We start from the raw sequence: 12,700 nt of genomic DNA, 5'->3' as shown, positions 1-12,700 counted from the left end.
GAGAATCGAAAGCAAGACACAAAATTCTTTTTTACATGACCATTCCGCCGTCAATATGAATCGTCTGCCCTGTGATATAGCTGCTTTTATCAGAAGCCAGGAACGTGACCGCGTTTGAAATATCAGTTGGCTCACCAAAGCGGGCAAGCGGAATTTGCTTCAGCATTTCGGTTTTCACTTCTTCAGTCAGTTTATCCGTCATATCGGTTGTGATAAACCCGGGTGCGATCGCATTGACTGTAATATTTCTCGATGAAAGCTCTTTAGCTGCTGTTTTTGTTAAACCGATTACACCTGCTTTTGCCGCTACATAATTCGCCTGGCCAGGATTTCCGCTTACACCGACAATCGATGCAATATTGATGATTCGGCCTTGACGCTGCTTCATCATTTGGCGTGTTACCGCTTTTGTTGTCAGAAAAACACCTTTCAAATTGATGTTGATGACATCATCCCACTCAGAGTCTTTCATTCTCATCAGGAGATTATCTTTTGTAATTCCGGCATTGTTTACTAGTATATCCAGTCTTCCAAATTGCTCAACTGTTGCTTTGACCATAGCAGCTACAGCCTCACTGTCGCTGACATCTGCCTGAACGGCAAATGCTTCTCTGCCGAGTGCTTTTATTTCATCGACAACCTCATTTGCTTTCGCTTCGCTTCCTGCGTAATTTACCGCTACATTTGCACCGTTTTGAGCCAGTTCAAGCGCAATGGCGCGCCCGATTCCTCTTGATGCACCAGTAACTAATGCCACTTTACCTTCAACCATTATTTGACCTCCCTGAGCTTTTCGATTGCAGCTTCGATTGATGCCAAGTCAGATACAGCAATCGTGTTTACCTTGCGATCGATTTTTTTCACTAAGCCTGAAAGAACTTTTCCAGGCCCGATTTCAACGAAAGTCGTTACACCCTGTTCAATCATTTCGCTGACCGACTGCTCCCATTTGACTGGAGAAAACAATTGTTCGACGAGCAGGTTCTTTATGTCTGCACTGCCTGTTACAGGCGCTGCTGTAACATTTGCCACTACAGGCACAGCTGCATCACTCAGGCTGACTTCATCAAGGATGCTTTTGAACTTTTCTGCAGCAGGCTTCATCAGCTCTGAATGAAACGGTCCGCTCACATCAAGCGGAATTGCTCTTTTAGCGCCATTCTCCTTCGCTAATGCTGACGCCTTTTCTACCCCTTTAGCCGTTCCTGAAATGACAATTTGACCGGGACAATTCAAATTCGCCAGCTGCACAGAGAAGCCATCGTTCGTGATTTGTTCTGTCACTTCACGCAGATCCTCTGAATTCATTCCAAGGATCGCAGCCATCGCTCCGACGCCAGCAGGAACAGCTTCGTTCATATATTCTCCGCGTTTTCTGACAGCATATACAGCATCTTCAAATGATAGGACTCCGCCTGCAACAAGTGCCGTGTATTCTCCAAGACTGTGTCCGGCAACAAAATCCGGCTGAATTCCGCTTTCTTTGAATTTTTCCAAAACAGCGATGCTTGCTGTCAGCAGAGCAGGCTGTGCGTTGTAAGTCAATGTCAGCTTTTCTTGCGGACCTTCAAAGATTATTTCAGAAAGCTGAATACCAAGCTTTTCATCTGCAGCTGCAAACACGCTGCGCGATGCTTCCACTTCATCATATAAATCTTTCCCCATGCCGACAGTCTGTGATCCTTGACCGGGAAAAATAAAGGCTAGTTTACTCATATTCTATCTCCTCTCAAGGTCCCGAACAGAGTTCGTTTTCTCAATTGTTTGCTGAATTGTCTTGCAGACATCGTTGTTTACCATCTCGCGAGCCTGGCGGATTGCATTATAAACAGCGTTAGGGTCTGAAGAGCCGTGCGCTTTTATAACAGGAGCTTTCAGTCCGAACAATCCGGCACCGCCGTACTCGGAGTAATCCATTTTCCCTTTGATTTCTTTTAATTGCGGCTTTAATACAGCGGCTGCGAGTTTTGATTTCATATTGCTGGTTAAAGCTGACTTCAGCATTTTAAATACGGACAGCGCCGTTCCCTCTACCGTTTTTAAAGCAACATTGCCCGTAAATCCGTCTGTTACGACAACATCTGCCACTCCGTCGAGCAAATCTCTCGCTTCGACGTTTCCAATGAAGTTAAGATCAGATTCTTTCAGTAATTGAAAAGCTGCTTTTGTCAGTTCATTTCCTTTTTTGTCCTCTGTGCCGACATTCAGCAATCCTATTCTTGGATTTGCAAGTCCGCGGACATTTTTAGCATAAATGGAGCCCATGATCGCGTATTGCTGTAAATGCTCAGGCTTTGCGTCAACATTTGCCCCAACATCAAGCATGAGGAATCCCTGTCCTTGGATGGTAGGAAGTGTCGGCGATAATGCAGGCCGTTCAATTCCGTCTATTCTGCCGACAATGAATAGACCAGCTGTCATTAATGCTCCGGTGTTGCCTGCAGATATACAGGCATCAGCCTGTCCTTCTTTTACAGCGTTTGCCATCAGCACCATCGATGCATCTTTTTTTCTTCTAACTGCCCTGACAGGTTCATCTGTTCCTTCAATGACGGTATCCGTATGTACAATTGTGATTCTTTCCGGATTAGAAAGATGTTCTTTTATAAGAGTTTCTCTGCCGTATAAGGTAATCTCAATATCTTTAAATAGAGTGACAGCTTTCATTGCACCTTCTACGATTGCTTTAGGAGCGTTGTCTCCTCCCATTGCATCAATTGCGATCTTCATTGCTGAAACCTGCCTTTTTCATTGTTTTTGACCGGTACATTTCAAATGTGCCGGAGAAGACCAGTTCAGTTCCGACATAACTGTTTACATCGACCGTGGTTCTTCCTTTGTCTTCATCCATTTTTATCACTTTAGCTTTAGCGATTACTCTCTCTTTTTCTTTAACCTGCCTTGTAAAACGAATATTTGCCTTAGCTGTTAAAGCCAGTTCATCATCTATGACCGCAACTGCCAGTGAATTCGCCTGAGCAAATAAATGATGGCCGCGGGCAATTTGGTTCCGGACAAACACGTGCTCTTTTTTCACTTCAAAAATAGAGATGGCTGAGGAATCAAGATCAAGGTCGATAATTTCGCCGATTACTTCTTCTAAAGGAAGTGATTTCACTTCATCGTCAAGCTGCTTGACGGCTACATGCTTAATCCGTTCTCGAAGCTCCGGGATCGAAAGCTCAAGCCGGTCAAGTCTGATTGTCTGAATGCTGACACTGAATTTATCTGCCAGCTCTTCATCTGTAATAAAAGGTGTTTCATTTATAGTCTGCTGCAGCATCGACTGCCGCTCTTTTTTGGATTTTCTCATTTAGTCTGACACCGTCCGCACTCTTAAGACTAGGTACTAATAGTAGTATATAATCAAATAAAGCAGATTGCAAGGTCCAAATGCAATCTGCTTTCTCTATTGAAGCACTCTATTAATCTAATTTATCTCCATCAACAACCCCGGTTTGATCAAGATACTCTCTGAGTTCCCTGTAGTCATCTGAGTGCCAGAAAGCATCAGATTGAACGAGCTTTGCGGCATCACTCCTGGCGGTTTCAAGCGCACGGTAATCATGAACCATATCAGCCACTTTAAACTCAGGCATTCCGCTTTGCTTCCTGCCAAAAAAGTCTCCTGGCCCTCTGAGTTCCAGGTCTTTCTCTGACAGCTCAAAGCCATCCGCTGTTTCTGTCATCACACGCATGCGTTCTTTGCCTGTTTCTGATTTCGGATCAGCAAGCAGGATACAGTATGACTGGGAGCTTCCTCGTCCTACCCGGCCTCTTAATTGATGGAGCTGTGAAAGTCCGAAGCGCTCTGCATCATAAATCATCATAACCGTAGCATTCGGTACATTGACTCCTACTTCAACAACCGTTGTAGAAACCAAAATTTGAACCCGGTTTTCACTGAACTCCCTCATCACTTCATCTTTTTCCGCGCTTGTCAGTCTGCCGTGCATCAGTCCCACATTCCATTTATCTTTATAAAAATGAACGAGTGTGCTGTGAACGTCGATTGCATTTTGAACATCAAGCTTATCAGATTCCTCAATTAGGGGGCAGATAACATAAGCCTGTCTTCCTGCCTGCAGTTCTTTATGAATAAAACGAAGGATGCGGTCCAGCATTTCGTGCTTCACCCAATACGTTTCAATTTGTTTTCGCCCAGCCGGAAGTTCGTCAATCAAAGAGACATCCATTTCGCCAAATGCCGTGATGGCAAGCGTCCTTGGAATGGGTGTAGCTGTCATAAACAGGACATCCGGGTTTTCTCCTTTAGCCCGCAGCACTTTTCTCTGCTCAACACCAAAGCGGTGCTGTTCATCTGTAATCACGAGTCCAAGCTTTGCAAAATGGACATCCTGCTGAATCAGGGCATGCGTTCCGACAACAAATTGGATTTCGCCATCTGCAACTCTCTGCAGGAGTTCTTTTCTTTTTTTTCCTTTCACCGAGCTTGTAAGCAAGGCGACAGTGACAGGGAAGCGGATGAAGGTTTCCGCAAGCGATTCTGCATGCTGCTCTGCCAGAATTTCTGTCGGCACCATCAATGCAGCTTGATAGCCGGATAAATGAGCGGCATACATAGCAATGGCCGCAACAACTGTTTTACCTGAACCCACATCTCCCTGAAGGAGGCGGTTCATGCGGTAGTTTGACTTCATGTCAGTTAAGATTTCTCCGACTACCCTCTGCTGGGCATTAGTTAGAGGAAAAGGAAGAGATTCGGTAAATCCGTCTAATTGCAATGGATCGATCTGATGGATAATTCCATGGGACTGCTCGCGCTGAAATTTTCGCAAAGCCTGCATTTTCAGCTGAAAAAGAAGGAATTCCTCATAAACAAAATATCTTCTTGCATGCTTTAAATCCTCATGCTTCAAAGGGTGATGCATCGTAAAAATGGCTTCTTTTTTTGCGGGAAGACGATACGCGGCCATGAGCTGCTCCGGAATCATATCCGTGATGGCAGATGCGTATTGACTAAGTGCCTGATTGATGAACTTTCTCATCGTTTTGACCGTGATCTTTTCTTTAACTGAGTATACCGGTTCGATTTCATGCTGCTTTTCCTGAGGGCCAAATACGATTTCGCTGACGGAAATCGTCTGGCGGTGCTTGTCCCATTTTCCTGAAATCGTGATGGTGGACTGCAGTTCCAGCTTCTTTTTGTAGTACGGGCGGTTAAAAAACACGGCACTGATTAAGTATCTTCCAACGAGAACGCGGACAGTCAGCCTTGATTTCTTTTTGCCGAAAAAGGCAAGAGAAGGTTCACTATGAACCTTCCCCTCGACTGTCACCCGTTCATCATGCTGTACTTCCGCTAAGTCCTTCAGGCGATAATCTTCATAACGATATGGCAAATATTCAATTAAGTCTTTGACGGTATAAATGCCCATTCCATTCAAGATTTCTTCTGACTCAGCTCCTATCCCCTTTACGGCACTGACAGGCTGCATGAGGGTATTAGCCGCGTTCATCAAGCGAGATCCCAAAAATTTTCGCCTCGAGTTCACGGCCAGTCGGAGTTGCCGCGAGTCCGCCCTGAGCTGTTTCTTTAAGAGCAGTCGGCATCGATTGACCGATGCGGAACATAGCATCGATTACCTCATCACACGGGATTCGGCTCGTAATGCCTGCTAAAGCCATGTCAGCCGCGATCATAGCATTTGCTGCACCCATAGCATTTCTTTTTACACATGGAACTTCTACTAAACCGGCAACCGGATCACATACAAGTCCAAGCATATTTTTCAGAGTAATTGCCATCGCCTCTGCAGCCTGACTAGGCGTCCCACCTGCCATCTCAGTTATTGCAGCCGCAGCCATGCCTGAAGCAGATCCGACTTCAGCCTGACAGCCGCCGGCAGCGCCGGAAATAGATGCGTTATTGGCAACCACAAAGCCAAAAGCACCAGAAGTAAACAGAAAATCAATCATTTGTTCTCTGCTTGGATTTAATTTCGCTTTTACCGCAAAAAGAGTTCCCGGAACAACGCCCGCCGATCCTGCAGTAGGTGTTGCGCAAATGGTTCCCATTGCAGCATTCACTTCGTTTGTGGCAACCGCTTTACTGACGGCATCCAGAATAATTTCTCCTGATAGGAAATTCCCCTTTTGGATATATGCCTGCATGAGAACGGCGTCTCCTCCAGTCAGCCCAGAATGAGATTTCACCCCTGCAAGCCCCTTTTCAACAGCTTGTTCCATGACCGTTAAATTCTGATCCATCATGGACAAAATTTGATCACGCGTTCTGCCGGTCATTTCCATTTCCTGCTGAATCATAATTTCTGCTATTTTAACGCCCTTGCTTTCAGCAAGTTCGACTAGTTCTGCTACATTTCGAAACATGTTTTTTCCCCCAGTCACATCACTGCTTTTTTCAGCTTAATCTGCTATTTTCGTTACTTGAAGAATATTCGGCAGTGTTTTAAGTTCATCCAGTACAGCGATATCGATGTTTTGATCCACTTCGATCGTCATTAAAGCAAGCTTGCCTTTTTCCTTCCGCGCTACATTCATATGGCCAATATTAATCGCATATTTTGCCAGAACATTCGCTACAGCAGCAATGGCGCCAAAACGGTCGTTGTGAACAACTAATATGGCAGGATGATTTCCTGATAATTTCAGTTCAAACCCGTTCAGTTCAGTGATCTCAATTTTCCCGCCGCCGATGGAGATTCCAACAAGCTCAAGCTGGCCTTGATCATCACCGATGATGACACGAGCCGTATTCGGGTGATCTGTTATCGCTTCTTCTTCTGTGAAGGTTACTTTCATTCCTTTTTGATCTGCAATCTCTAAAGATGTTTTGATTCTTTCATCAAATGTATCAAAGTCGAGCAAGCCGCCGATAATGGCTACATCTGTGCCATGGCCTTTAAATGTTTTGGCAAACGAGCCGTAAAATGAAATCGCCGCCCACTTCGGCTCTCTTCCAAACAGGCTCCGTGCCACTCTCCCGATTCTTGCAGCCCCTGCTGTATGCGAGCTTGAAGGGCCGATCATAATGGGTCCAATAATATCAAATACACTTCTATATTTCATAAAATCCCCCTAAGCTTAGAAAAAAGTTACTGAAAAAAATCTTATTCTCCCCCTGCAAGTCTCAGTTTACCAGAAAATGATCGATTGCGAAAACGTAATCATACTGGAAAAAATGTTCAGGAAAGCTAATGAAATTTCAGCCCACATAAGAAATAGAAGGGGAATCCCCTTCTATTTTTTTGTTTTATTCAATTGAAAAGATGTAAGAATACAAAGGCTGTTCACCTTTATGAACTTCTACTTCTATTTCTTCATATGTTTCTTCGATGAATTGCACCAATTTCTGCAGCTCATCATCACCAGCATCTTCACCTTGAAGAATTGTAAGAATTTCATCATCTTCTGAAATCATCGTTTCAAGAAGCTTTTTCGCAGAGGCTAATTGGTTTGTGTCTTTTGTAACAATTTTGCCATTTGCAATTCCCATGAAGTCTCCCTTTTCAATATCAAGTCCGTCAATATTCGTATCGCGGACAGCGTACGTAATTTGACCTGTTTTGACAGAGCCAAGGGCTTCTTTCATGATTTCTTCATTATCTTCTGCAGATCCCGCGGGATTGAATGCAAGCAATGCAGCCATTCCCTGAGGCACTGTTTTTGATGGAATAACGATTACATGATCATCAACAACAGAAGCCGCCTGCTGAGCAGCCATGACAATATTTGAATTGTTAGGCAGGATAATGACATTCTCTGCATGAACATCTTTAATGGCCTGAACAATATCTTCAGTGCTCGGATTCATCGTTTGTCCGCCTTCAATGACAGAATGAGAGCCGATGCTTCTGAAAAGATCAGCAATGCCTTTCCCCATTGTCACGGTAACGATGCCGTATTTTTGTTTTTCTTTCTTTTTGGAAACAGGTTCAGCGGCAGGCATAGACGGAGCGTCATCAAGCAAGCTTGTGTGCTGCTGGCGCATGTTTTCTATTTTCATGTTGATCAGGCTTCCATAACGCTGTGCATATGTAAGAACCTGGCCAGGATATTCTGCGTGGATATGTACTTTAACGATTTCTTCATCAGCAATGACTAATAAAGAATCACCGTGCTCGCTGAGATCCTGTCTGAACGTCTCTTCGGCAAAAGCGTCTTTATCATCTTCAAACCGCACCATAAATTCCGTACAGTAGCCAAATTCAATGTCTTCTGTATTGATGTGGGAAGCTACACTTTTGTGATGTTCAGCACTTACAAGATCCGTCATCGAAGCAGTAACCTTAATATTTGACACCTTTTCGCCTCTTAATTCAGCAAGGAAACCTTCATAAACAAATACAAGTCCCTGGCCGCCGCTGTCGACTACTCCAACTTCTTTAAGAACAGGCAATAAATCCGGCGTTCTCTCTAAAGATGCTTTAGCTTCTGTTAAAATCGCTTCCATTAATTGATCGATTGAGATAGATGAATCAGACTCAATTGTTTCAACCGCTTTTTTAGCAGAGTCTTTAGCAACAGTTAAAATCGTACCTTCAACAGGTTTCATTACCGCTTTATAAGCAGTATTTACACCAGCCTGAAGTGCGTTTGCAAAATCGGCGCTTGTAATCGTGCTTTTTGATTCGATTGCTTTTGAAAAACCTCTGAACAGCTGAGACAGAATAACACCTGAATTTCCGCGGGCTCCCATTAATAAACCTTTTGAGAGTGCTGCACCGACTTTGCCGATGTGTTCAGATACATGATTTTGAACTTCTTTCGCACCTGAAGTCATCGAAAGGTTCATATTTGTTCCGGTATCTCCATCCGGAACAGGAAAAACGTTTAATGCATCAACGTATTTTGCATTGTTTGACAGGTGTCCTGCCCCCTGCAAAATCATTTCTGCAAAACGTTTTCCATCTAAAGTTGTAATTGACACGGACTTTTTCCTCCTTACTACGGGTTCGTTACACGAACACTCTGAACAAAAATATTGACTGAATCAACAGCTAGTCCAACTGTTTTATCCAGTGTGTACTTCACTTTCGTTTGAACATTATGAGCCACTTCAGAGATTTTAGTTCCGTAGCTGACGATAATGTACATATCAATATTGATATGATCTTCTTCTTGACGGACAATAACTCCGCGGCTGAAATTTTCTTTTCTTAAGATCTCAGTGATGCCGTCTTTGATCTGATTTTTTGACGCCATTCCGACAATGCCATAACAGTCTATTGCTGCACCGCCTGCAACGGTTGCAATGACTTCGTTGGATATGTCAATTTGTCCGTACTTTGTTTTCATCTCAATGGACATGATTGTTCCCCCTTTGGAATTGTTCGCATAGGCTAAAGCTATTTTACTATATACAAGCGATTTTTAAAAGTCATTCTATATCACTGCCACGGGACATCTTACCCTATAGTATTATTCAGCATCAATTATTCATGTATGTCAAGGAAAAATTCTTGAAAGCAAAAGCAAGAACTATTGCATTCCGAAAGGAGTTGTGATAAATTATTAAAGTATCTCATGACAAACAAGATTAGTATGTTTGAATTGGAAAGGTTTTTTGCAGTTAGGAGGGAATACGATGGCACGTAAATGCGTAATCACAGGTAAAAAAACACGTTCTGGAAACACACGTTCTCACGCAATGAACGCTTCAAAACGTACTTGGGGTGCTAACCTTCAAAAAGTACGTATCTTAGTTGACGGCAAACCAAAACGCGTATATGTATCTGCTCGAGCTTTAAAATCTGGTAAAGTTGAGCGTGTTTAATCAAAAGCTTTAAGCTTTTGACCCGTTCATTTCTATAGATTTTCTAAAACGAATTCAGGACGGGATTAAAACATATGAAAAAAGCACCGCTTTGCGCGGTGCTTTTTTTATATTCTCAAAAGCCATGGGAAATGGCCCAACAAGGCAAAAAGCGCCTTCTTAGGCCATTTATTTATACCTTAATGACCAGGGCGCTTTGCTTTTGGTTTTTAGTCTTTTTTAAATGATCCCAGCATCGCCCGAACGATGCCACCTAAAAACTTCGGTAATTTGATCGTATAAAATTTCATACTTTCCCTCCTCAGCCATTCGTTCAAAATGATGATGAAAGATTCAGCGGATCTGTTTTTTTCATTCTTCATCGTATGCGAAGCAAGTGCAGCCCCGATTATTTTTTTAAACATCATAGTTTAAAAAACGCTCCAGAAGTTATTCATCAGTACTTCTTACCATCATTAATATGCCTTGCTCAAACGAAAAAGTACCGAACGAAAGAATAAGTTCATTACTAATACATAGTGTAGAGCCAAGCTTAATATGACAATTTGAAAGCGGGTATTTAAAGCCAAGAAGGGTAATGCCTTTTACTTCACCGGTTACAGGAAGAAACGAAATATACGGATGACTGCTTTCACTTCCGATATGATAAGTGCCTGGCAAATGCACTGTTATTTCATTCGTATGATCAATGATTTTAATCGGTGCATCCGGATACTTTGCAAGCAGCTGAGTATTCGCAAGAAAATGATCCATTCTTCCGCCTGTTGAACCGAATAAAAAAACTTCATCGGGTTCCTGCAATATTGCCCATTCTAAAGCAATCTCCGTATCGGTTTGATCTTTTTCTGACGGAAACAAGTCCATTTTAAGAGACGATTTTGCTAAATCCTCACGTTCATGATCGGAAATGGAATCAAAGTCTCCAAAAGCTCTGTCGGGGGTAATGCCTGCTTCCTGCAGGAAAATGACTCCCCTGTCAACACCTATCCAGATAACTGAATCCTTGTCATAGCTTGCTAATGATGGTATGTATCTTTTCGGTCCACCTGCAACAATGTAGATTGATTTCATTTCACTCACCTTACCCAGTTTACATAATAATATTATTTTATAAAACACAAACTTTCAAATAAGAGGTTGTCCAGAAAGTCTGGTTTCACAAAAATTGTTGTTTTCGATTATAAATGTTGTCCGTTTCTTTCCGCTCCAGAAACTTCCTTTCCGCGGGGAGCGTGGAAGCCTCCGCGTCGAGCCTGCGGGGTCTTCCATTTCGCTCTCTTTCTCGCAGGAGTCAAGTTCCTTCCGCTGCAATTCACTAAGGTTTACAACAATTAGTCTCAAAGGAAAAATGTTTACGGAAAGAGCCTTTAAAAAAAGAACCGCAAAAAGCGGTTCTTAAGTATTTCTTATTTCACGAATGGCTTTCATGCGATCCTGCTGATTGTATATAGCGGAACCGGCAACAAGGACATTTGCTCCTGCCTCAATGCAAAGTTTGGCTGTTTCTGCATTTACTCCGCCATCTACTTCAATTTCCGTATTCAATCCGCGGTCCTTCACCATTTCTGCTACTTCAGTGATTTTCGGCAGCACAGAATGAATAAAGGATTGACCGCCGAACCCTGGATTGACGGTCATAAGAAGAACCATATCAAGTTCGTCAAGGACGTGTTTAATGACATCAGCCGGTGTATGAGGATTAAGAACTACCCCCGCTTTTACACCTTCAGACTTGATCAGCTGAATGGTCCGGTGCAGATGAGGGCATGCTTCTGCGTGAACAGTAATGATATCCGCACCCATTTTAGCAAATGTACTAATGAAAGCGTCAGGATTCTCAATCATTAAATGAACATCTAAAGGGAGCTTTGTAACCGGTCTGATCGCTTCAACAATCAGCGGTCCGATTGTGATATTAGGTACGAAATGGCCATCCATCACATCGACATGAATATAATCCGCTCCCCCTCTTTCAACATCCTCAATTTCTGCTCCAAGGCGGGAAAAGTCAGCTGAAAGAATGGATGGTGCAATTTTAATCATGGTTAGTACCTCGGCTTTCTATCCTTAATTTCTTCAATAAAACTCAAATAATGGTCATACCGGTATTTCGGGATTTCCCCATTTTCAACTGCCGTCTTAACCGCACATTTCGGCTCTGACACATGTGTGCAGGCTCTGAATTTGCATTGATCGCTTTTTTCTCTCATTTCAGGAAAGCAATACGAAAGATCTTCAACTTCAATATTCATAAATTCCAGTGAACTGAAGCCGGGTGTATCTGCTACTAGTCCTGATCCGACAGGAATAAGCTCTACATGCCTTGTCGTATGCTTTCCGCGGCCCAAATGGGCAGAGATATCGCTCGTTTTAAGGGCAAGTTCAGGGCGCAGCACATTTAATAGAGATGATTTTCCAACACCGGACTGTCCGGCAAATACGGAGATGCGGTCATTTAACAATGGCAGCAGCTCGGCAATGCCATCAGCTTCAAGGGTAGAAGTCAGTCTCACTTCATATCCCATTCTGCGGTAATCATCCGCATAGGCAAAAATCTCATTCTTCTGTTTTTCATCTTCAATCAAATCCGTTTTGCTGATGCAAATAATCGGTTCAATCTCGTTCGATTCAATAAGGACCAAAAAACGGTCCAGCAGCACCGTGCTGAAATCAGGCTCAACAGCTGAAAATACAAGGATAGCCTGATCGACATTTGCAATCGGCGGACGCACAAGCTCGTTTTTTCTGTCCAGTACTTCCTGGATGGTGCCTTCCCGTTCATTTTCGTAATCATAAATGACTTCATCGCCAACGAGCGGTGTTACTTTATTTTTACGGAAGACTCCGCGGCCGCGGCACTGAATCGTCCTCTCTCCATCAAGACAATAATAAAATCCGCTTAACGCTTTAATAATTTTGCCTTTAGGCATACATTTCCTC

14 protein-coding genes are annotated in these 12,700 nt (G+C 43.2%); 1 reads left to right on the top strand and 13 read right to left on the bottom strand.

Annotated features, from left to right (window positions below):
* Positions 1-31: 31 nt before the first annotated feature.
* The 9 genes from fabG to AC3ISE_RS09480 all read right to left on the bottom strand — a co-directional run bounded on the left by fabG (position 32) and on the right by AC3ISE_RS09480 (position 9,294).
* The gene (gene fabG / locus AC3ISE_RS09520) at positions 32-772 is read right to left on the bottom strand and encodes a 3-oxoacyl-[acyl-carrier-protein] reductase (protein WP_489224003.1); all 741 of its coding nucleotides are present in this window, start codon (positions 770-772) and stop codon (positions 32-34) included.
* Positions 772-1,716: an ACP S-malonyltransferase gene (gene fabD / locus AC3ISE_RS09515; RefSeq protein ID WP_489224002.1), complete on the bottom strand. Its 945-nt coding sequence runs from the start codon at positions 1,714-1,716 to the stop codon at positions 772-774. Before fabD ends, fabG begins: the two co-directional genes overlap by 1 nt.
* A 3-nt stretch (positions 1,717-1,719) precedes the next feature.
* Positions 1,720-2,730, bottom strand: coding sequence for a phosphate acyltransferase PlsX (gene plsX / locus AC3ISE_RS09510; protein ID WP_489224001.1), 1,011 nt, complete (start codon positions 2,728-2,730; stop codon positions 1,720-1,722).
* Positions 2,714-3,313: a transcription factor FapR gene (gene fapR / locus AC3ISE_RS09505; protein ID WP_070879142.1), complete on the bottom strand. Its 600-nt coding sequence runs from the start codon at positions 3,311-3,313 to the stop codon at positions 2,714-2,716. Before fapR ends, plsX begins: the two co-directional genes overlap by 17 nt.
* Positions 3,314-3,425: 112 nt before the next feature.
* Complete coding sequence (gene recG, locus AC3ISE_RS09500) at positions 3,426-5,480, bottom strand: ATP-dependent DNA helicase RecG (RefSeq protein WP_489224000.1); 2,055 nt, start codon at positions 5,478-5,480, stop codon at positions 3,426-3,428.
* Entirely contained in the window at positions 5,467-6,354 is an 888-nt protein-coding gene (gene sdaAA / locus AC3ISE_RS09495) for an L-serine ammonia-lyase, iron-sulfur-dependent, subunit alpha (protein ID WP_309191516.1), read from the bottom strand. The genes recG and sdaAA overlap by 14 nt, the downstream gene beginning before the upstream one ends.
* 36 nt (positions 6,355-6,390) lie before the next feature.
* The gene (gene sdaAB / locus AC3ISE_RS09490) at positions 6,391-7,053 is read right to left on the bottom strand and encodes an L-serine ammonia-lyase, iron-sulfur-dependent subunit beta (RefSeq protein WP_070879139.1); all 663 of its coding nucleotides are present in this window, start codon (positions 7,051-7,053) and stop codon (positions 6,391-6,393) included.
* Between the two features lie 184 nt (positions 7,054-7,237).
* The gene (locus AC3ISE_RS09485; RefSeq protein ID WP_489223999.1) at positions 7,238-8,914 is read right to left on the bottom strand and encodes a DAK2 domain-containing protein; all 1,677 of its coding nucleotides are present in this window, start codon (positions 8,912-8,914) and stop codon (positions 7,238-7,240) included.
* Positions 8,915-8,931: 17 nt separating this feature from the next.
* Complete coding sequence (locus AC3ISE_RS09480) at positions 8,932-9,294, bottom strand: Asp23/Gls24 family envelope stress response protein (protein WP_070879137.1); 363 nt, start codon at positions 9,292-9,294, stop codon at positions 8,932-8,934.
* 277 nt (positions 9,295-9,571) lie between these two features.
* On the opposite strand from AC3ISE_RS09480, the gene rpmB reads away from it, so the two are divergent.
* On the top strand, positions 9,572-9,760 hold the full coding sequence (rpmB, locus tag AC3ISE_RS09475) for a 50S ribosomal protein L28 (protein WP_070879136.1): 189 nt from the start codon (positions 9,572-9,574) through the stop codon (positions 9,758-9,760).
* 209 nt (positions 9,761-9,969) lie between these two features.
* Here rpmB and spoVM read toward each other — a convergent pair whose 3' ends face one another.
* From spoVM to rsgA, 4 genes are all read right to left on the bottom strand, one after another.
* Positions 9,970-10,050, bottom strand: a complete 81-nt coding sequence (gene spoVM, locus AC3ISE_RS09470) for a stage V sporulation protein SpoVM (RefSeq protein ID WP_003328987.1) — start codon at positions 10,048-10,050, stop codon at positions 9,970-9,972.
* Between the two features lie 139 nt (positions 10,051-10,189).
* On the bottom strand, positions 10,190-10,831 hold the full coding sequence (locus AC3ISE_RS09465) for a thiamine diphosphokinase (protein WP_489223998.1): 642 nt from the start codon (positions 10,829-10,831) through the stop codon (positions 10,190-10,192).
* A gap of 324 nt (positions 10,832-11,155) precedes the next feature.
* Positions 11,156-11,803: a ribulose-phosphate 3-epimerase gene (gene rpe / locus AC3ISE_RS09460; RefSeq protein ID WP_489223997.1), complete on the bottom strand. Its 648-nt coding sequence runs from the start codon at positions 11,801-11,803 to the stop codon at positions 11,156-11,158.
* A gap of 2 nt (positions 11,804-11,805) precedes the next feature.
* Positions 11,806-12,690 (bottom strand): ribosome small subunit-dependent GTPase A, encoded by an 885-nt coding sequence (gene rsgA / locus AC3ISE_RS09455; protein ID WP_154318186.1) that lies wholly within the window; start codon positions 12,688-12,690, stop codon positions 11,806-11,808.
* Positions 12,691-12,700 lie beyond the last annotated feature (10 nt).

The organism is Metabacillus sp. KH_069 (assembly GCF_057838075.1).
Note: the sequence above shows the minus strand (reverse complement) of the source record. Positions and strands in the feature narration are given on the sequence as shown.